General features: G+C 72.9%; 16 protein-coding genes. 9 read left to right on the forward strand and 7 right to left on the reverse strand.

Features of this window, described 5'->3' with window-relative positions; all coding sequences use genetic code 11:
• Positions 1-58: 58 nt before the first annotated feature.
• Positions 59-2,905 (reverse strand): penicillin acylase family protein, encoded by a 2,847-nt coding sequence (locus ACWH4W_RS03590; protein WP_473074396.1) that lies wholly within the window; start codon positions 2,903-2,905, stop codon positions 59-61.
• Positions 2,906-3,181: 276 nt separating this feature from the next.
• Between ACWH4W_RS03590 and ACWH4W_RS03595 the strand changes: the two genes are divergently transcribed.
• The 6 genes from ACWH4W_RS03595 (at position 3,182) to mscL (ending at position 9,255) form a co-directional block, all read left to right on the forward strand.
• The gene (locus ACWH4W_RS03595) at positions 3,182-4,723 is read left to right on the forward strand and encodes a potassium/proton antiporter (protein ID WP_473074397.1); all 1,542 of its coding nucleotides are present in this window, start codon (positions 3,182-3,184) and stop codon (positions 4,721-4,723) included.
• A gap of 224 nt (positions 4,724-4,947) precedes the next feature.
• On the forward strand, positions 4,948-6,240 hold the full coding sequence (locus ACWH4W_RS03600) for an MFS transporter (protein WP_473074398.1): 1,293 nt from the start codon (positions 4,948-4,950) through the stop codon (positions 6,238-6,240).
• Positions 6,241-6,307: 67 nt separating this feature from the next.
• Positions 6,308-6,625 (forward strand): FmdB family zinc ribbon protein, encoded by a 318-nt coding sequence (locus tag ACWH4W_RS03605; protein ID WP_473074399.1) that lies wholly within the window; start codon positions 6,308-6,310, stop codon positions 6,623-6,625.
• Positions 6,626-6,792: 167 nt separating this feature from the next.
• Positions 6,793-7,626, forward strand: a complete 834-nt coding sequence (locus ACWH4W_RS03610; RefSeq protein ID WP_473077404.1) for an S-methyl-5'-thioadenosine phosphorylase — start codon at positions 6,793-6,795, stop codon at positions 7,624-7,626.
• A 378-nt stretch (positions 7,627-8,004) separates the two neighbouring features.
• Complete coding sequence (locus ACWH4W_RS03615) at positions 8,005-8,604, forward strand: hypothetical protein (RefSeq protein ID WP_473074400.1); 600 nt, start codon at positions 8,005-8,007, stop codon at positions 8,602-8,604.
• Between the two features lie 138 nt (positions 8,605-8,742).
• Positions 8,743-9,255, forward strand: a complete 513-nt coding sequence (mscL, locus tag ACWH4W_RS03620) for a large conductance mechanosensitive channel protein MscL (protein WP_473074401.1) — start codon at positions 8,743-8,745, stop codon at positions 9,253-9,255.
• A 75-nt stretch (positions 9,256-9,330) separates the two neighbouring features.
• Here mscL and ACWH4W_RS03625 read toward each other — a convergent pair whose 3' ends face one another.
• The gene (locus ACWH4W_RS03625; RefSeq protein WP_473074402.1) at positions 9,331-9,507 is read right to left on the reverse strand and encodes a hypothetical protein; all 177 of its coding nucleotides are present in this window, start codon (positions 9,505-9,507) and stop codon (positions 9,331-9,333) included.
• Positions 9,508-9,550: 43 nt separating this feature from the next.
• Between ACWH4W_RS03625 and ACWH4W_RS03630 the strand changes: the two genes are divergently transcribed.
• Together ACWH4W_RS03630 and ACWH4W_RS03635 are read left to right on the forward strand one after the other, a co-directional pair.
• Positions 9,551-10,603 (forward strand): P1 family peptidase, encoded by a 1,053-nt coding sequence (locus ACWH4W_RS03630; protein WP_473074403.1) that lies wholly within the window; start codon positions 9,551-9,553, stop codon positions 10,601-10,603.
• Positions 10,604-10,866: 263 nt separating this feature from the next.
• Complete coding sequence (locus ACWH4W_RS03635) at positions 10,867-11,613, forward strand: DUF6227 family protein (RefSeq protein ID WP_473074404.1); 747 nt, start codon at positions 10,867-10,869, stop codon at positions 11,611-11,613.
• Between the two features lie 19 nt (positions 11,614-11,632).
• Here the strand turns inward: ACWH4W_RS03635 and ACWH4W_RS03640 are convergent, their stop codons facing one another.
• Together ACWH4W_RS03640 and ACWH4W_RS03645 are read right to left on the reverse strand one after the other, a co-directional pair.
• Positions 11,633-11,920, reverse strand: coding sequence for a hypothetical protein (locus tag ACWH4W_RS03640; protein WP_473074405.1), 288 nt, complete (start codon positions 11,918-11,920; stop codon positions 11,633-11,635).
• 309 nt (positions 11,921-12,229) lie between these two features.
• The gene (locus ACWH4W_RS03645) at positions 12,230-13,759 is read right to left on the reverse strand and encodes an MFS transporter (protein WP_473074406.1); all 1,530 of its coding nucleotides are present in this window, start codon (positions 13,757-13,759) and stop codon (positions 12,230-12,232) included.
• A 62-nt stretch (positions 13,760-13,821) separates the two neighbouring features.
• On the opposite strand from ACWH4W_RS03645, the gene ACWH4W_RS03650 reads away from it, so the two are divergent.
• Complete coding sequence (locus tag ACWH4W_RS03650; protein WP_473074407.1) at positions 13,822-14,793, forward strand: helix-turn-helix transcriptional regulator; 972 nt, start codon at positions 13,822-13,824, stop codon at positions 14,791-14,793.
• Here ACWH4W_RS03650 and ACWH4W_RS03655 read toward each other — a convergent pair.
• The 3 genes from ACWH4W_RS03655 to ACWH4W_RS03665 form a co-directional block, all read right to left on the reverse strand.
• Positions 14,790-15,524 (reverse strand): TetR/AcrR family transcriptional regulator, encoded by a 735-nt coding sequence (locus ACWH4W_RS03655; protein WP_473074408.1) that lies wholly within the window; start codon positions 15,522-15,524, stop codon positions 14,790-14,792. The two genes, ACWH4W_RS03650 and ACWH4W_RS03655, sit on opposite strands and share 4 nt — an antisense overlap.
• A 671-nt stretch (positions 15,525-16,195) precedes the next feature.
• Positions 16,196-17,194: a sigma-70 family RNA polymerase sigma factor gene (locus ACWH4W_RS03660; protein WP_473074409.1), complete on the reverse strand. Its 999-nt coding sequence runs from the start codon at positions 17,192-17,194 to the stop codon at positions 16,196-16,198.
• A gap of 598 nt (positions 17,195-17,792) precedes the next feature.
• Positions 17,793-18,578, reverse strand: coding sequence for a dioxygenase family protein (locus tag ACWH4W_RS03665; protein ID WP_473074410.1), 786 nt, complete (start codon positions 18,576-18,578; stop codon positions 17,793-17,795).
• Positions 18,579-18,611 lie beyond the last annotated feature (33 nt).

Genomic DNA, 18,611 nt, shown 5'->3' on the forward strand with positions numbered 1-18,611 from the left:
ACCGGCCTCCACGCGCGCGTGGAGGCCGGCCGCCGGGTCCGCGGTGCGCGGCGGCGGGTCAGGGCTCGAGCACCAGGGTGTCGGTGGTGGCGTCCTCGACCGCCTTCTCCGAGTAGGCCCACTCCAGCAGTTCGCCCTCGGCCCACTTGTCCGTCTGGTCGACGTAGTGGTCGTTGTAGGCGTGGCCGGAGGCGCCGGTGAGGTTGATCCAGCGGGACTTGTCGAGGTCGTCGAGGTTGACCACCATCCGCATGGACGGCACCCACACCACGCCGTAGCCGCCGGCGGCGTTCCAGCCGGTGGCGTTGACGGTGGCCTCGCCGCCGCCGAGCTTCCACGGGCCGCGGTTGAGCACGTACTTCACGAAGCCGGGGCCCTCGGTGCCGAGCGTCTGGTTGTCCAGGAACAGGCGGTGCAGCCGGCCCCAGCTCCAGGTGTCGATGTCCTTGCCGAGCTTGGCGGTCAGCTCCCACCGGGCGTCGATCATGGCCCGCTCGAACAGCTGGTCGCGGTTGGCCGCGGCGGGCCGGGTGCCGCGCTTCGGCGTGGTCCACCACTCGCTGTCCTCGTCGGCCATCAGCCGGCGGACCACCTCGAACCAGCGGTCGCCGCCGTCCGGCTGCGCCTGGTCCGCGGCGCGCTGGCCGCATTCGCGGACCTTGCGCGCCTCGTCGGCCGGGCCGGTGGTGTCGACCGGGTCGACCCACAGGCACTGGCCCTTCACCCGCAGTTCCTTGGGCAGCTTGTGGCCGAAGGAGAGCTTGAGGATGTTGCGCCAGACGGAGTTGAAGTACGCGGCGGCGGCCGAGTCGGCGTCCTGGGTGTAGTCCCAGCCCTCCAGCAGCTTCTGCGCCTCGCGCACGTGCTCGTCGTCGATGTCGATCTTGAGCAGTTCGGGGACCAGCAGCTTGGCGATGGAGCTGGAGTTGTCCAGCTGCATCTGCCGCATGTCGTCGGTGGAGATCTTCCCGCCGTCCTTGATCTTCGACTGGATCAGGTCGTCGATCCGCTGGCTGCGGGCGCCGTACCCCCAGTCCGTGGTCAGCGTGTACGGGTAGTCCTCGTCGACGACGGCCTGGTTGGCGGTGACGATGTAGCCGCGCTCCGGGTCGTACTCGTAGGGCAGTTCGTCCTGCTCGATCCAGCCGGTCCACTCGTAGTCGGGGTCCCAGCCGGGGGCGGGCACCGAACCGTCGTGGTCCTCCGCCCGGACCGGGATCCTCCCGGGCAGGGTGTAGCCGATGTGGTTGTCGGTGTCCGCGTAGACGAGGTTCTGCGAGGGCACCTCGAACAGCTCGGCGGCCTCGCGGAAGTCGTCCCAGTCCTTGGCGCGGTTGATCGCGAAGACGGCGTCCATGGTGCGGCCGGGGTCCAGGGCGGTCCAGCGCAGCGACACGGCGTAGCCGTCGCCCCGGTCGGGGGCCGCGCGGTCGACGGTGGCCTTCTTGCCGGTCTTCACCAGGTCGTCGGAACGGTCCGACAGCAGCGGGCCGTTGCCGGTCTCACGGACGACGATCTTCCGCGAGGCGCCGCCGGCGACCTTGATGGTCTCCTCGCGCGTCTCGAACGGCACCACCTTGTCGCCGTACTGGTAGCCGTCGCCGGTGATCTTCTCCAGGTACAGGTCGGTGACGTCGACCCCGGAGTTGGTCAGGCCCCAGGCGATGTCCTGGTTGTGGCCGATTATCACTCCGGGCATGCCCGCGAAGGTGTAACCGGTGACGTCGTAGCGGCACTTGTCGGAGACGCTGCGGCAGTGCAGGCCCATCTGGTACCAGACGGACGGCAGCGAGGCCGACAGGTGCGGGTCGTTGGCGAGCAGCGGCTTGCCGGAGACGGTGTGCTCGCCGGAGACGACCCAGGAGTTGGAGCCGATGCCGTCGCCGTTGACGCCGACCGCGACGGGCAGGTCCTCCAGCACCCGCTGCAGCCCGGTGAGCTGGCTCTCGAAGCCGGAACCATCCGTCTCCGCACCGTTGCCGATCTCCGCGCCGGTGCCGTCGCCGGTGCCGTCACCCGTACCGGTGCCGTCGTCGAAACCGTCGCCCGCACCGGTGCCGTCCCCGGAGCCGGAGCCGGACCCGTCGCCGTCGCCGCCGCCGTCGCCCGAGCCGCCCCCGGCCTCGAAGGTGCCGCTGTTCTCGTCGTAGCCGCCCTCCTGGATGACCGGCTTGTTCCGGCTGTAGGGGTACGACGGGTACAGGTCGGCGATCTGCTTCGGGCCGAGACGGCTGGTCAGCAGCGCCCGGTCGATCTCGTCCTGCATGTTGCCGCGCAGGTCCCAGGCCATCGCCTTCAGCCAGGCCACGGAGTCGACCGGCGTCCACTCGCCCGGGGCGTAGTCGTTCTCGAAGCCCAGCGCCGCGTACTCCAGGGAGATCTCCTCGCCCTCCTTGCCCTCCAGGTAGGCGTTGACGCCCTTGGCGTACGCCTGGAGGTACTTCTTGGTGGCGGGGGCGAGCTTCTCCTCGTACTCCTGCTTCGCGATCCGGTCCCAGCCGAGGGTGCGCAGGAACGCGTCGTTGTCGACCTGGCCCGCGCCGAACATCTCCGACAGCCGGCCCGACGTCATGTGCCGGCGCACGTCCATCTCGTAGAAGCGGTCCTGCGCCTGGACGTAGCCCTGCGCCATGAACAGGTCCTCGTCGGAGGAGGCGTAGATCTGCGGGATGCCGTTGCCGTCGCGTTTGACGTCGACGGGACCGGACAGTCCCTGGAGGGTGATCGTCCCCGTGGTCTGCGGGAAGGAGGCGCGCACGGTGCTGACGGACCAGTACGCCCCGTAGGCGACGCCTCCGATGAGGGCCAGCACCAGGACGAGCACGACCAGACGGGCTTTGCGCCCCTTCTTCCTGCCGGACGTGCCGGCCTGCTGACCCGTGGAGGCGGTGGTGTCGGTGGGCATCGCTGTCCTTGCTGTCCTAACGCGAGCGGCAGGTCGAGGCTGTGCTTTTAACTGAGCGCTGGAGCAACGATAGGCGCAGGGCCCCGCGCCCCTTGACGCGGAGTGGGGAACCAGCCCGGACGGGCGTTCGATCTTGCCGTTCTCCGCGTCAAGAACGCGTCAAGAGTTAGGTAAGGTAACGAAGTAGTTCGCCGTGACATCGATGCGCCGTGACATCGAAGCGGTCCGCCCGGAAGCGGGCGCGTCGCCCGCGACGGACACGCGCTCCCTGCAGGGGTGCGCCCGGGCCGGGAAGGAACGCCGCTGACTGTCCACCACCTCAACCAGCTCCTGCTCGTCTGTTCGCTCGTCCTGCTCGTCGCGGTCGCGGCGGTCCGGATCTCCTCGCGCAGCGGGCTGCCCAGCCTGCTCGTGTACCTGGGCATCGGCATCGCCATCGGCCAGGACGGCATCGGCGACATCCAGTTCGACAACGCCGAGCTGACCCAGGTCATCGGCTACGCGGCCCTGGTCGTGATCCTCGCCGAGGGCGGACTGGGCACGAAGTGGACCGAGATCAGACCCGTCCTGCCCGCCGCGTCCGCGCTGGCGCTGGCCGGCGTCGCGGTGAGCGTCGGCGTGACGGCCACCGCGGCGCACCTGCTGACCGGGCTGGACTGGCGGCAGGCGCTGATCATCGGCGCGGTGGTGTCCTCGACGGACGCGGCGGCCGTCTTCTCGGTGCTGCGGAAGGTGCCGCTGCCCGCGCGGGTACGGGGCACCCTGGAGGCCGAGTCCGGCTTCAACGACGCCCCCGTCGTCATCCTGGTGGTGGCCTTCTCCACGGCCGGTCCGGTCGAGCACTGGTACGTGCTGGTCGGCGAGATCCTCCTGGAACTGGCCATCGGCGCCGCCGTCGGCCTCGCGGCCGGCTGGCTCGGCTCCTGGGGCCTGCGGCGCGTGGCGCTGCCCGCCTCCGGCCTCTACCCGATCGCCGTCATGGCCATCGCGGTCACCGCCTACGCGGCCGGCGCCCTCGCCCACGGCAGCGGGTTCCTCGCCGTCTACCTCGCCTCGATGCTGCTCGGCAACGCCAAGCTGCCCCACTGGCCGGCCACCCGCGGCTTCGCCGAAGGGCTCGGCTGGCTCGCCCAAATCGGCATGTTCGTGCTGCTCGGCCTGCTGGTCACCCCGCACGAACTCGCCGACGACATCGTGCCCGCGCTGGTCGTCGGGCTGGTGCTGACGGTGGTGGCCCGCCCGCTCAGCGTCGTCGTGTGCCTGACGCCGTTCCGGGTGCCGTGGCAGGAGCAGACCCTGATGTCCTGGGCGGGGCTGCGCGGCGCCGTGCCCATCATCCTGGCGACCATCCCGATGGTGCAGGGCGTCCGGGGCAGCGAGCGGATCTTCAACATCGTCTTCCTGCTGGTCGTCGTCTACACCCTCGTGCAGGGCCCGACCCTGCCCGCTCTCGCCCGGCTGCTGCGGCTCGGCGACTCCGGCGCGGCCGACCTGGGCGTCGAGTCGGCGCCCCTGGAGCGGCTGCGCGGCCACCTGCTCTCGGTCACCGTCCCGGCGGGGTCGCGGATGCACGGCGTCGAGGTCGGCGAACTGCGGCTGCCCACCGGGTCCGCCGTCACCCTCGTCGTGCGGGACGGAACGTCCTTCGTGCCGGTGCCGGAGACGGTGCTGCGGCACGGCGACGAACTCCTCGTCGTCGCCACCGACCCCGTGCGGGACGCGGCGGAGCGCCGGCTGCGCGCGGTCGCCCGGGGCGGCAAGCTCGCCGGCTGGCTGGGCACCGGCCGCGGCACCGAGGGGTCGCAGGCCGGACGCTGAGAGAGTGCTCACTTCCGCAGGCGTACGCGCCCCTGCCCCCTGTATCATGCAAGCGACCCCAGATCGAACCAACTCTGCCTGACGCAGAGCTGGCGCGACCGTATGGCGGCCGGGCGCCCCGAGCTGTGGCGCCGGTATCTACCGCAGTCAGCGCAAGAGGACAGCTCTCGGCGTGCCGCGCGGCCCCGCGCGGGGCGCTACCAGGTGGCGGAAAGGCACGGGCCGTGGCATCCACGGTCACCACGTCGAAGGACTCGGCGGCCACCTCCCGACCGGGATACGGCCGCCTGCTGCGCACCCGCGGCGCGTGGACGTTCCTGCTCCCCGGCTTCGCGGCGCGTCAGCCGTTCGCGATGCTCACCCTCTCCATCGTGCTGCTCGTCCAGCACACCACCGGCTCCTACGGCGCGGCCGGCGCCGTCGCGGCCGTCACCGGCGTCTCCATGGCGCTGTTCGCCCCCTACACGGGACGGCTCGCCGACCGCCACGGCCAGCGCGCCGTCCTGGTGCCCGGCGTGCTGGTGCACGCGGCGGCCGGACTCACCCTCACCGCGCTCGCGCTGAACGGCGCGCCCCTGTGGGCGCTGTTCGCCGCCGCCGTCCCCACCGGCGCCTCGGTGCCGCAGGTCGGGCCGATGGTCCGCGCCCGCTGGGGCGTCCGCCTCAAGGACTCCCCGCTGATGACGACCGCCACGGCCTTCGAGTCCGTCACCGACGAGTTCACCTTCGTCGTCGGCCCGCTGCTCGCCACCGCCCTGTGCACGACGGTCGACCCGTCCGCCGGCCTGGTCGCCGAAGCCGCGCTCACCCTGGTCGGCGGTCTGCTGTTCGCCGCGCAGAAGGGCACCCAGCCGCCGGTCGCCGCGACCGGCGACGGCCACGCGCGCGTACGGAACTCCTCCGCGCTGCGCGTGCCCGGCGTGCGGGTGCTGATCGTGACCTTCCTCGGCATCGGCTCCGTCTTCGGCGGCATGCAGGTCTCCCTGGCCGCGTTCACCGAGTCCATCGGCGAACCCGGCCTCAACGGCGTCCTCTACGGCGTCTTCGCCGCCGGCAACATGCTCGCGGGCCTCGCCTGCGGCGCGATCGCCTGGAAGGCCGCCCCGCAGCGCCGCCTGATCGTCGCCTACGCCGCCCTCGCGCTCGCCGCGTCCGCCCTGTGGACGGCGGACTCGGCGCTGCTGCTGGGCGCGCTCGGCCTGCTGGTCGGCATGTGCATCGCGCCGGCGCTGATCACCGGCTACACGCTCGTCGGGAGCCTGGTCCCGGCCGGCGCCCGCACCGAGGCGTTCACCTGGCTGACCGGCGCCGTCGCGCTCGGCCAGGCCACCGCCGTCACCGTCGCCGGACAGTTCGAGGACCGGCTGTGGGACGGCGCCGGATTCCTGGTGCCGATGGGCGGCACGCTGCTGGCCCTGGCGACCCTGCTGGCCCTGCGCTCGCGGCTCGCGGGTGCTCCGCGCGGGCGTACCGTCACACGTGGCATGGGTCACCGCGAGTCCGTCGCGGTGGACTAGGCCCTCGGAATGCGTCAGTATGGACCGTCGTTAGCACTCATTGAGTGAGAGTGCCAGGAGGAAGACAGTGCCGACCTACCAGTACCAGTGCACCGAGTGCGGCGAGGGCCTCGAGGCGGTGCAGAAGTTCACCGACGACGCCCTGACCGAGTGCCCCGCCTGCCAGGGCCGCCTGAAGAAGGTCTTCTCCGCGGTCGGCATCGTCTTCAAGGGTTCCGGTTTCTACCGCAACGACAGCCGCGGCTCCTCGTCGAGCTCCTCCACGGCGTCGTCGAAGTCCTCCGGATCCTCGTCGTCGAGCTCCTCGTCGTCGGACTCCGGTTCCGGCTCCGGATCGTCCTCGTCCGGATCCTCCGGCAGCTCGGCGAGCACCACGGCGGCGTAACCGCCTCCCGCGCACCGCGCAGGACCCTGTCGTCGTACGGCGCCGGGGTCCTCGGCGTATTCGGGGCCTCGGCGTTCGGGGGACGGTGACAGGGCTCACGGCGTCCGGGGAGGCGGCCGACCGGGCCCCGGCGTTTCCGGTGCCGCTAGGGTCGGGCCATGGCGAACATGGCGAACGCCGAGATCGGCGTGATCGGCGGATCCGGCTTCTACTCCTTCCTCGACGACGTGACCGAGGTCCAGGTCGACACCCCCTACGGGGCGCCCAGCGACTCCCTCTTCCTCGGCGAGGTGGCCGGCCGGCGGGTCGCCTTCCTGCCCCGGCACGGACGCGGCCACCACCTGCCCCCGCACCGCATCAACTACCGCGCCAACCTGTGGGCGCTGCGGTCGGTCGGCGTGCGCCAGGTCCTCGGCCCGTGCGCGGTGGGCGGCCTGCGCCCCGAGTACGGCCCGGGCACGCTCCTGGTGCCGGACCAGCTCGTGGACCGCACCAAGTCCCGCGCCACCACCTACTTCGACGGTCTGCCGCTGCCCGACGGCAGCATCCCGAACGTCGTCCACGTGTCCCTGGCCGACCCCTACTGCCCCGCCGGGCGGGCGTCCGCGCTGAAGGCGGCCCGCGGCCGGGACTGGGAGGCGGTCGACGGCGGCACCCTGGTCGTCGTCGAGGGCCCCCGCTTCTCCACCCGCGCCGAGTCGCTGTGGCACCGGGCGCAGGGCTGGTCGGTGGTGGGCATGACCGGACACCCCGAGGCGGCGCTCGCCCGTGAGCTGGAGCTCTGCTACACCTCGCTGACCCTGGTCACCGACCTCGACGCCGGCGCCGAGACGGGCGAGGGCGTCTCCCACGACGAGGTGCTGCGGGTGTTCGCGGCCAACGTGGACCGGCTGCGGGGGGTGCTGTTCGACACGGTGGCGGCACTGCCGGCGACGGAGGAACGGGACTGCCTGTGCGCGTCGGCGCTGGGCGGGACGGACCCGGGGGTCGAGCTGCCGTAGGGGGTGTTCGCTGCCGTAGGGGGCGTTCGCTGCCGTAGGGGGCGTTCACTGCCATAGGGGGCGTTCACTGCCATAGGGGGCGTTCACTGCCGTTTGGGCGGGGTGGGCTGCCGTGGTGGCGGGTGGGTCACCGTCGCGGTGTGGACGGGCGGGCCCAGGACGCCGGTGGGCGGGCGGGCCCAGGACGCCGGTGGGCGGAGGTGCCCGTTCGGGTGGCGGGGTTTTCCACAGGCGGGGACGCGTCCACAGCCCCCGGCGGGATTCCGCCGGGGGCTTCATCGTGGGGTGCGCAAGCCGGTTCGGTCCCTCGTCCCAGGTGGTGGTCCTGTGTCGCTGTCGCCCGTGTCGCCGATGCCGTCGGTGCCGTCGGTGCCGTCCATGTCGTCGACTTCGTCCGCGTCCCGTCGTTCTCCGTTCCCCTTCTCCTCCCCCGCCGTTCCGCGTCCGCACGGGGCGGATGTGCCGCCGCCGTGCGAGGTGCCGCACTTCGCCCCGGTGCGGGTGCGCGGTGCACTGCCGCTCGCGGGCCGGCTGGCGCGGCACCGCAGACGTGCCGTGGCGGTCGGGCTCGCGGTGACCGCGGCGGCGCTCGTGGCGGCGGGCCCGAGGGACACCGACCGGCCGCGCGGGCACCCCGGACCGGCCAGGGCCACGGGAGCACCGGTGCCGTCCGGCGGCGACGACCGTCCCGTACGGCAGCGGCGCGCGGGCGCGACGGTCACCGCGCCGGTGCGGATCGCCGACGCGGCCACCGTCCGGCTGCTGCGGCCCGGTGACCGGGTGGACGTGATCGCCGCCGAGGAGACGGTGTCGGGCGGTGAGGCGCGGGTGGTCGCGCGCGGGGCGCGGGTCACGGAGGTGCCGGAGCCGTCGGACGGCGACGGGGGCGCGCTGGTCGTCCTGTCGGTGCCGCGCGGCACGGCGGCCGAGCTGGCCGGCGCGGGCGCCACGGCACGGCTGGCGGTGACGCTGTGGTGACGCGCGCGGCGACGGACGTCGCCCCCGGCCGGCGGCCCCGTCCCGCCCTTCGGCGCGATTGGACAACTCGCCTCGGTCGTGACGTAAGTTGCGGAGCGTTTTGCTCCGCACGCTACGCGCAAGAAAAGAGGCCCCGTTGTGAGCGACCAGGAGAAGACCAGCCTCTGGCAGGGCTTCAAGGCCTTCCTGATGCGCGGGAACGTGGTCGATCTGGCGGTGGCGGTCGTCATCGGCGCCGCCTTCACCAACATCGTGAACTCCATCGTGGAAGGGCTCATCAACCCGCTGGTGGGTGCGTTCGGCACCCAGAACCTCGACAGCTACACGTCCTGCCTGAAGGGCCCCTGCGAGGGCACCGGGGACGCGGCGACCGGGGTGCGGATCCTGTGGGGCTCGGTCCTCGGCGCGACGCTGCAGTTCCTGATCACCGCGGCCGTCGTCTACTTCCTGATGGTGCTGCCCATGGCGAAGTACCTGGCCCGTGTGGAGGCCCGCCGGAAGGCGAAGGAGGGCGCCCGCGAGGTCGTCGAGGTCACCGAGCTGGAGGTCCTCAAGGACATCCGCGACGCCCTGGTGGCCCAGCGTGCGCAGGGCGAGGGCAGGAACCCGCGGGCCGGCGGCGGGGGCGAGCAGACCGGCGACGGCCGATAGGACACCCCGAGGGCGCACGGTTCGGCTTCGCCGTGGCCCGCCCGGCGGTCCCGGCCGGGCGGGACCGCCCTCCGGTCAGATGTGGTGGGGCGGCTTCTCGTCGAGGAAACGCTTCAGATCGCCGGCGCTGTCGCCGGACGGGCGATCGCCCCATCCGCGGTCCGTGTCGTCGGAGGACTGCTGGTCCAGCGGGTCGTCGAAGACCAGCGCGGGCTTCGGCTCGCGCGGCCGGGGCTCGGGGGCGGTGCTCATGCCTCCAGGGTACGGCCGGGGCCAGGGGGGCATGACTGCCCTCATGAAGGCTGACGCTCTGACGGATGTGCCCGGCGTGCGCGTGGGGCACGCGACGCGGACCGGCGACGGCTGGCTCACCGGCGCCACGGTGGTGCTCGCCCCGGAGGGCGGTGCGGTCGCCGCGGTGGACGTGCGCGGCGGTGGTCCCGGCACGAAGGAGACCGACGCGCTCGACCCGCGCAACCTGGTGCAGCGGGTGGAGGCGGTCGCGCTGACCGGCGGCAGCGCCTACGGCCTGGACGCGGCGTCCGGGGTGATGGCCTGGCTGGAGGAGCAGGGGCGCGGGGTGCGGGTCGGTCCGGAGCCCACGCACGTGGTGCCGGTGGTGCCGGCCGCCTGCGTCTTCGACCTGGGCCGCGGCGGGGATTTCCGGGCGCGGCCGGACGCCGCCCTGGGCCGCGAGGCGGTCGAGGCCGCAGCGGCCACCGGTCTCGGGGCGCCGGTGCCGCAGGGCTGTGTGGGTGCCGGGACGGGCGCCGTGGTGGGTCAGCTCAAGGGCGGGGTCGGCACGGCGAGCACGGTTGTGTCGTCGGGGGTGACGGTGGCCGCGCTGGTGGTGGCCAACGCGGTGGGGTCGGCGGTGGACCTGGAGACGGGGGTGCTGTACGGGGAGTACTTCGGAGGGCGGCCGCGTCTGCCGGACCCGCAGGTGCACCGGGCCGCGCGGCGACGGCTGGCGGATGCGGCCGAGCGCAACGCCCCGCCGCCGATGAACACGACGCTGGCGGTGGTCGCCACCGACGCCGATCTGACCCGCGCACAGGCGCAGAAACTGGCCGGCACCGCGCACGACGGCATCGCGCGCGCCGTCCGCCCGGTGCATCTGCTGAACGACGGCGACACCGTCTTCGCCCTGGCCACCGGCGCGCACCCGCTGGACGCGAAGGATCCGCTCGCGCTGAACGAGGTGCTCGCGGCGGGCGCGGATCTGGTGACCCGGGCGATCGTCCGCGCGGTGCGCGCCGCCGGCCCGGTGGACGGTCCGGGCGGGGCGTGGCCGTCGTACGGGGAGTTGTACGGCGGGGGGTCAGAGGATGTGGGGCTGAGGGGATGAGGGAGGGGGCGGGAAGGGGAGGGAGGGGGCGGACCCCCGGCGTGCGCGGACCGGCGCACAACGGGTCACGCGCTCTCTCCCACGCACCCCGGAAGTACCGTTTGACCAGGAACAATTCACGCCAGGGCAGGCTTCTTCGGGAACTTCTCGCGCGTTCCGCTCGTCGTTCGGGCAGACGTTTTCTCGGTTCCCGGACACGACGTCCGGCCGAGGGGCTACGGTATGCACCCACAAGGTGACATGCAGCAACGCCGGGAGAAACCTTGAGCGTTCCGTACGAGACGGCAGCGTGCGAACCACCTGACTCGTCCGACTCACCGGAGGAGCATCTCGCGCGCCTCCTGGGCCGCACCCTGAACTCCTTCGAGCTGCCGGACGAGACGATCCGTCGGCTGGACTGCGCGCTGGCGCACGACAGTTCTCTGCATTCGGCGCACCACAGCGCGGGTCTGCACCGGGAGACGTACCGGCACACCTGGCTGCTGGCGGACGGTTCGGCGCTGACCCTGTGGGAGCTGGTGCACAACACCGCTCCGGGCAGCGAGCCGCAGCACGAGGTGTATGCGGACGAGGAGGAGCTGCGCACGGCGACGGCGCGGCTGCCGTTGCCGCCGGAGACCCCGGACTTCGAACTGCCGGTGACGACGCACTCGTTCCCGCTGCCCGCGGTGCGGCACGTGTACGTCCCGGACGACTCCCCGGACCACGCCCGCCGCTTACTGCGCCGGGCGGAGAACGCGGACCGGCCGGACGCCGACATGGCGGCGCTGTTGTCGACGGCGTGCGCGCACCGCATCACCCAGGCGTTCGGCCGTCCGTCCCGGGCGGGCCGTGCGGCGCTGTGTTTCTCGCTCTACGAGCACGCGTTCCTGCTGGGTGACGGCGAGGAGGTGTCCTTGTGGGAGGTCGAGCACACGGTGACGCCGGACGGGCGGCACATGTGCGAGGTGTACGCCAGTGAGGATGCCGCGCGGCGGGCGATGGAGCGCCGGGCCGCGCAGGGCCGCTGACGCGGGGCGCGGGGGCGGTCTAGTCCCCTTCGGAGAGGCGCCGTACGAGGACGGCGAACGCGTCGCGTTCGGCCTCGGTGAGGCGTACGGTCTCGGTGCTCGGGCCGGTGGCCCGCTGGCGGGGGACGACGGGGACGCCGTGGTGGGCGTGCGGCGCGGTGGGCTCCGCCCCGGGGTGGTTGCGTGCGCGCCTGCGGACGCGTACGCGGCGCCGCAGGGCGTCGGCCAGGCCTGCCGCGCAGGCCACCGCCACCAAGGTGAGGACGGTGGCGCCCGTCGTCCTCGAGAGGGTCTCGTGCTCAGCCATGCGGCCCAGTACACACCACGGTCCGGGGCCGTGTACCCCGGATCGTGATGATCGTGATCTATATCGCATTAGGCATGAACCGCCCATGCACCCCCAAACGGACGCATCGTCACAAGGTCTGCGCGGCGACCGTTCCCTCGCTCCGGTCCGGTGCCGGGGCGGTGTCCGCGTCCGCCGCCGGGCCGGCCGGATCCACCGTACGGCGCGGGCCCTTGAGGGCGACGATCACGGAAGCCGCGGGGTGCGCGGGCGGCCTCGCCGGGCCCGTTCCCCTGCACACCTGCACGCCGGGGAACCGGAGAGGACCCGTCAGGGCACCAGTTGCCGCTCCTTCTCCCCCGTCACCGGCGCCTCCTCGACGCCCCCGCCGCCCTCGACGTGCTGCGCCGGACGCTTCGGCAGGGCGAACATCAGCAGGTAGATCGCGCCGAGCACCGCGGCCACCCAGCCCAGTGCGTGAGTGAAGCCGTCGACGAAGGCCGGGCCCACCCCGGCGGGCGCGAGCCGTTCGTCGACCACGCCGAAGAACACCACGGACACCAGGCCGAGGCCGAGCGCGTGGCCCATCTGCTGCACGGTGTTGATGAGTCCCGACGCCGATCCGGCGTGCTCGCGCGGCACTTCGGACAGCACCGCGTCCGTCAGCGGGGCCACGATCAGACCCATGCCGGCGCCCATGACGACCAGCGGGAGCGCCATCTGCCAGGAGGTGATGCCGAGTCCGTACCGTTCGGCCTCCGCCAGGTAGATCAGCACGCCGGCCGCCATCACCAGGGCGCCCGTCTGGAGCACCTTGCGTCCGAAGCGCGGGACCAGTCGCTGCACGGACACCGCGGCCGCCACCGACACCGCGACGGAGAACGGCACGCCGGTCAGTCCGGCGCGCAGCGCGCTCCAGCCCAGCCCGACCTGCATGTACAGCGTCCAGACCAGGAAGAACACGCCGAGGCCGACGCCGAACACCGTCTGCACGGCGATGCCCGCCGCGAAGCTCTTCACCCGGAACAGCGACAGTTCGATCAGCGGGGACCCGTCCCGGGCGCCCCTGGCCCGCTCGTACGCCACCAGGGCCGCGAACACCACGAGCGCGCCGGCCATCGACACGTACCCCCACACCGGCCAGCCCAGTTCGCGGCCGCGGGTGAGCGGGTAGAGCAGCATGAGCAGGGCGAGCGTGACGAGGGCGGCGCCGGGCAGGTCGAGTGTGCGGGCGCGCGGCGCCTTGGACTCGGTGATGAAGCGGCTGCCGAGGACGAGGGCGGCGACGCCGACGGGCAGGTTGATCAGGAAGATGGGCCGCCACTCCAGGCCGAACAGGTTCCACTGGGTCAGCAGCGCGCCGAGCAGCGGTCCGGACACGGCGCCCAGGCCGACGATGGCGCCGAACAGGCCGAACACCTTGCCGCGTTCGTGTGCCGGGAAGGTGGCGTGCACGATCGAGAGCACCTGCGGCACCATCAGCGCGGCCGTGGCGCCCTGGAGGATGCGGGAGGCGACCAGCATCTCGGGGTTGACGGCGAGGCCGCACAGGGCGGAGGCGACGGTGAAGCCGCTGATGCCGACGAGGAAGATCCGCTTGCGGCCGTGGATGTCGCCGAGCCGTCCGCCGGTGATCAGCCCGGCGGCGAAGGCGAGCGCGTAGCCGGCGGTGATCCACTGGATCTGGCTGAAGGTGGCGCCCTCGTCGCGCTGGATCGACGGGACGGCGATGTTGACGATGGTGACGTCGACGAGGTCCATGAAGGCCGCGGTCATCACGATGGCCAGCGCGAACCAGCGCCGGCGGTCGTCCGTGGCGGACTGCGGCGTCTGCGCGGGGGCAGGGTCGGTGGAATGCATGTCCGTGAAGCTAGGGCCACAGTAGGTCGGATCCCGTCCTAGTGGTGCGGCATGCTCGGTCCATGACGACGGACACTCCGGCCCGGCTGCTCCAGCTCCTCTCCCTCCTCCAGACGCCCCGCGAGTGGCCCGGCGGTGAGCTGGCCGACCGTCTCGGGGTCTCCCGGCGCACGGTCCGGCGGGACGTCGAGCGGCTACGGGACCTCGGCTATCCCGTGCGGGCGACGATGGGTTCGGACGGTGGCTACCGGCTGGTCGCCGGGAAGGCGATGCCGCCGCTGGTGCTGGACGACGAGGAGGCGGTGGCCATCGCGGTCGGCCTGCGGGCCGGCGCCGGGCACGCGCTGGAGGGCGTGGACGAGGCGTCGGTGCGGGCCCTGGCGAAGCTGGAGCAGGTGCTGCCCGGCAGGCTGCGCCACCGGGTCAGCACGCTCCAGGCCGCGACGACGCCGCTGACCAGCGGGGACGGTGCGACGATCGCCCCGGAGACGCTGACCGTGATGGCGTCCGCGGTGGCCGGGCACGAACGGCTGCGGTTCTCCTACCGGGCGGCCGACGGCACCGAGTCCCGGCGCCTGACGGAACCCCACCGGCTGGTGTCCACCGGCCGCCGCTGGTACCTCGTCGCCTACGACGTCGACCGCGCGGACTGGCGGACGTTCCGCGTCGACCGGGTCGGCGACACCTTCGCCACCGGCGCCCGCTTCGCACCGCGCGAACCGCCGACGGGCAGCGCCGCGGAGTACCTGCGCCGGTCCATGAACCGCGCGCACGAGTCGTACGAGCTCGTCGTCACGTTCGCCGCGCCCGTCGCGACGGTCGCGGCCCAGCTCCCGCACTGGAGGGACGCGCTCGAGCCGCTGGACGACAGCGGCTGCCGGCTGCGGACGACGGTGAGCGACCCCAAGGACTGGACAGCGGCACGTCTGGCCCTGCTGGGCCACGCCTTCACCGTCCAGGAGCCGCCGGAACTGGCCGAGGCGGCACGGGAGCTGGGCGCCCGGCTGACCGGGGCGGCGGGCGCCGCCGGCTAGGACGGACGCCTGTTCCCGGAACCGCCCCGCGCCGGCATCACCGCGTCCCAGGGGAAGTCCCGCAGCGCCGCCAGGTTGGCCGCGGCCAGTGCGGCCGGGCCCTCCGGACCCTCCGCCGGGCCGTCGCCCGCCGCCCAGCTCTCCATGGCCGTGCGGACGGCCGCGCACGCGACGGCCGCGGCGAAGCACAGGCGGGTGCGGGCGGCGACGTCGGCGTCCGGACGCGGAGGCCGGCCGTCGGTCAGCCGGTGGGCCAGCGCCTCCGCCAGGTCCCGTTCCGAGGTGCGGCAGGCCTCCGCCCACACCCTGCTCAGCGCGGGGTTGTCCGCCGCGAGCCGGATGAGGGTGCGCACCCAGTTCCAGGACTCCTCGGCGACCCCGAGGCCGGGTGTGAGGGTGTGGCGCGCGGCCTCCTCGAGCACGCGGGGCAGCGGTGTCCCGGCGGGGGCGGTGCGGACCGCGTCCACCCAGCGCCGGGCGCCGATGGCGTAGAGGGGGCCGATGGCCTCTTCCTTGGTGGCGAAGTACCGGTAGAAGGTGCGCGGGGCGACGCCGGCCGCGTGGGCGATGTCCTCGGCGCGGGTGGCGCGCGGTCCCTGCCGGACGAAGAGGGCGGCGGCGGTACGGGCGATGTGGAGGCGGGTCTGCGCCTTGCGCCGTGCGGTCAACGAGCCGTCGGCCACCGGGTCTTCGGGGAACGGCAGGGGCGGTGTCGGGGTGGTGCTGCTCACCTTCGGCAGGCTATGCCCATGTGGCACAATCTGCCATCTGGCGGGCCACCCCGGGGTTCAGGTCCGGGGTGACCCGCTGTGAGCGCGACCCGTGCCGGACCCGGCGTGAGAAGCCGTGGGCGGGCTCGAGAAGCCGGACCCGGCACGGAAAGGCCGTGTGGCCGTATGGGCTTGGGAAGCCGTGTGCGCGGCTTGAGAAGCCTTACGCGGGCTTGAGGAGCCGTGTGCGCGGCTTGAGAAGCCTTACGCGGGCTTGAGGAGCCGTGTTGCGGCGTGAGATTCGTGTGCGCGGCTCGAAAGCCGTGTGCGGCATGAGAACCCACGACCCGGCACAAGAGAAGCCGGGTCCGGCGCCCGGGGGGACAGGCGCCGGACCCGGCCTGGGAAGTCCCGGCGCCGGGGGGGTGGTGCGTCGGGACGTGGCGTGTGGGTCGGCCCGCGGGGCTCATGGCCCCGGAGGCTTGTCGAATACTGGGTTCGGAGGTCTTGTTCCCTGGCCCCAGCGGGTTGAAGCGGCGGGCTACGGCCATGTTTGCGCGGTCTTCCGCCACCCGGCGCACGCGGCACGCGCCCCTCACGCGACTGCGCGGAGCCCGGCCGTCACACGGGACGGGCGGCGGAGGCGGACGCACGCGGGGCCCGTCCGCCGCGCCGGCGGACGGGAGCGCCCGTCACGCCGCCGCGTCGAACCCGGTGCTGCGGGCCAGCTTCTTCAGCTCCAGCAGCGCGTGCTTCTCGATCTGGCGGATGCGCTCGCGCGTCAGGCCGTGCTCCTTGCCGACCTCGGTCAGCGTGCGCTCGCGGCCGTCCTCGATGCCGTAGCGCATCTTGATGATGGAGGCCGTGCGCTGGTCGAGGCGGCCGATCAGGTCGTCCAGCTCCTCGCTGCGCAGCAGCGTCATCACCGACTGCTCCGGCGACACCGCGGAGGTGTCCTCCAGGAGGTCGCCGAACTGGGTCTCGCCCTCGTCGTCCACCGACATGTTCAGCGAGACCGGGTCGCGCGCCCAGTCGAGCACGTCGGTGACGCGCTCCGGCGTGGAGCCGAGCTCGGCGGCGATCTCCGCGGGCTCGGCGTCGCGGCCGTGCTCCCGGTTGAACTCGCGCTGCACGCGCCGGATCCGGCCCAGCTCCTCCACCAGGTGGACGGGCAGGCGGATGGTGCGCGACTGGTCGGCTATGGACCGGGTGATGGCCTGCCGGATCCACCAGGTGGCGTACGTCGAGAACTTGAAGCCCTTGCGGTAGTCGAACTTCTCGACCGCGCGGACCAGGCCGGCGTTGCCCTCCTGGATCAGGTCGAGCAGCGGCAGGCCGCTGCGCGGGTACCGGCGGGCGACGGCGACGACCAGGCGGAGGTTGGAGCGGATGAAGACGTCCTTGGCCCGCTCGCTCTCGTCGACCAGGGCCTGGAGCTCCTCGGGGGTCGCTCCCACCTTGTTCTCCTCGAGGCCGTCGAGGATCTGCCGTGCGAACACACCCGCTTCGATGATCTGCGACAGCTCGACCTCCTTGGCGGCGTCGAGCAGCGGCGTGCGCGCGATCTCGTCGAGGTACATGCCGACCAGGTCGCGGTCGGCGATCTCGCCGCCATGGGCGCGAACACTGCTTGCCGAGTCGACCGTCTCGCCGGAGGCGGACTGACGACGGGCGACGGCACGGGTTGCCATGCGTGCTCCCTTGCGATGGTGAGGTCAGCGGGTGGTCCTGCGGACGCTGGTCACTGTCTTCAGGGTCTCTTCCGGACTCTGATCGGGTGCCCGCATCCGTAGGAAACAACGACTGGAATCAGGACAGAATTCCCAACACGCCCACCGATTTTTCTGATCATGCAGTACCCTGTCCGGCCACGCAGGGAGGTGTGGTGCCGCCGAGTCCTGCGGAGACGCAGGTCAAACGGGGAAGCGAGGGCGGCCTCGGGGCTCTCACCGGCCTCTGCGACCACGGCGCACATGAGACGGCCGTCACGTTCGACACCATTCCGTTCACTCCGGCGGAGCGACGCCCCTGGCTGCTCTCTCTCCCTGTAGACGGCCCCCGCCGCCCGATGGTTGCCACGGCCGCCGGGACAGGTCGCGTACCCCGGGAGACGGCCGGTCAGACCCTCCGGGTCCCGGAGTACGCCACGTCGAGCCCGTTCCGCCCGAAGCCCGCCCGGCCCGGCGCGAGAGGAAGCCGTGATCCCGGGCCGGCGCGAGAGGAAGCCGTGATCCCGGCCCGGCCGTGGCCGGCCCGGGATCACGGCTCTGCGCCGGCCTCCGCTCCGCCTCAGCCGAACTGCACCGACCGCTTGGCCAGCCCCATCCAGAACCCGTCGATCACGGACTTCTGTTCCCCGAGCTCGCCGGTCGCGTCGGCGGCGCCCATGGTGACGAAGAGCGGGGCGAAGTGCTCGGTGCGCGGGTGGGCGAGCCGACCCGCGGGGGACTTGCGCAGGAAGTCCAGCAGCGCGTCCACGTCCCGCGCCCGGAGCGCCTCCCTGCCCCACGCGTCGAACTCGGCCGACCATGCGGGGATGCCTCCCTGGCGCAGCGCGGCGAGGTTGTGGGTGAAGAACCCGGAGCCGACGATCAGCACGCCCTCGTCGCGCAGCGGCGCGAGCCGGCGCCCGATCTCCATCAGCTTCACGGGGTCGAGGGTCGGCATGGACACCTGGAGGACGGGGATGTCGGCCTCCGGGTACATCTCGACGAGCGGGACGTAGGCGCCGTGGTCCAGGCCCCGGTCGGGGACGTCCTGGACGGGGGTGCCGGGGGCGCGCAGCAGCTTGCGCACGGACTCGGCGAGCTCGGGGGCGCCGGGGGCGGGGTAGGTGACCCGGTAGTAGTGCTCGGGGAAGCCCCAGAAGTCGTAGACGAGGGGGACGGTCTCGGTGGCGCCGAGGGCGAGCGGGGCCTCCTCCCAGTGGGCGGAGACGACGAGGATCGCCTTGGGGCGGGGCAGGCCCGCGGACCAGGCGGCCAGCTCGCCGGGCCAGACGGGGTCGTCGGCGAGGGGCGGGGCGCCGTGGCTGAGGTAGAGCGCCGGCATGCGCTCCTGAGTGGCGGCGGTCATGACGGCGACTCCTTTCTGCGGTGTGGCTGCGGT

The organism is Streptomyces sp. DSM 120436 (assembly GCF_055778765.1).

What these genes read in the sequence shown, in the direction of transcription:
- ACWH4W_RS03590 (WP_473074396.1), bottom strand. Translation starts at nt 2,905, where the DNA reads ATGCCCACCGACACCACCGCCTCCACGGGTCAGCAGGCCGGCACGTCC.
- ACWH4W_RS03610 (WP_473077404.1), top strand. Translation starts at nt 6,793, where the DNA reads ATGGCGAACGCCGAGATCGGCGTGATCGGCGGATCCGGCTTCTACTCC.
- ACWH4W_RS03615 (WP_473074400.1), top strand. Translation starts at nt 8,005, where the DNA reads ATGTCGTCGACTTCGTCCGCGTCCCGTCGTTCTCCGTTCCCCTTCTCC.
- ACWH4W_RS03625 (WP_473074402.1), bottom strand. Translation starts at nt 9,507, where the DNA reads ATGAGCACCGCCCCCGAGCCCCGGCCGCGCGAGCCGAAGCCCGCGCTG.
- ACWH4W_RS03630 (WP_473074403.1), top strand. Translation starts at nt 9,551, where the DNA reads ATGAAGGCTGACGCTCTGACGGATGTGCCCGGCGTGCGCGTGGGGCAC.
- ACWH4W_RS03640 (WP_473074405.1), bottom strand. Translation starts at nt 11,920, where the DNA reads ATGGCTGAGCACGAGACCCTCTCGAGGACGACGGGCGCCACCGTCCTC.
- ACWH4W_RS03645 (WP_473074406.1), bottom strand. Translation starts at nt 13,759, where the DNA reads ATGCATTCCACCGACCCTGCCCCCGCGCAGACGCCGCAGTCCGCCACG.
- ACWH4W_RS03650 (WP_473074407.1), top strand. Translation starts at nt 13,822, where the DNA reads ATGACGACGGACACTCCGGCCCGGCTGCTCCAGCTCCTCTCCCTCCTC.
- ACWH4W_RS03660 (WP_473074409.1), bottom strand. Translation starts at nt 17,194, where the DNA reads ATGGCAACCCGTGCCGTCGCCCGTCGTCAGTCCGCCTCCGGCGAGACG.
- ACWH4W_RS03665 (WP_473074410.1), bottom strand. Translation starts at nt 18,578, where the DNA reads ATGACCGCCGCCACTCAGGAGCGCATGCCGGCGCTCTACCTCAGCCAC.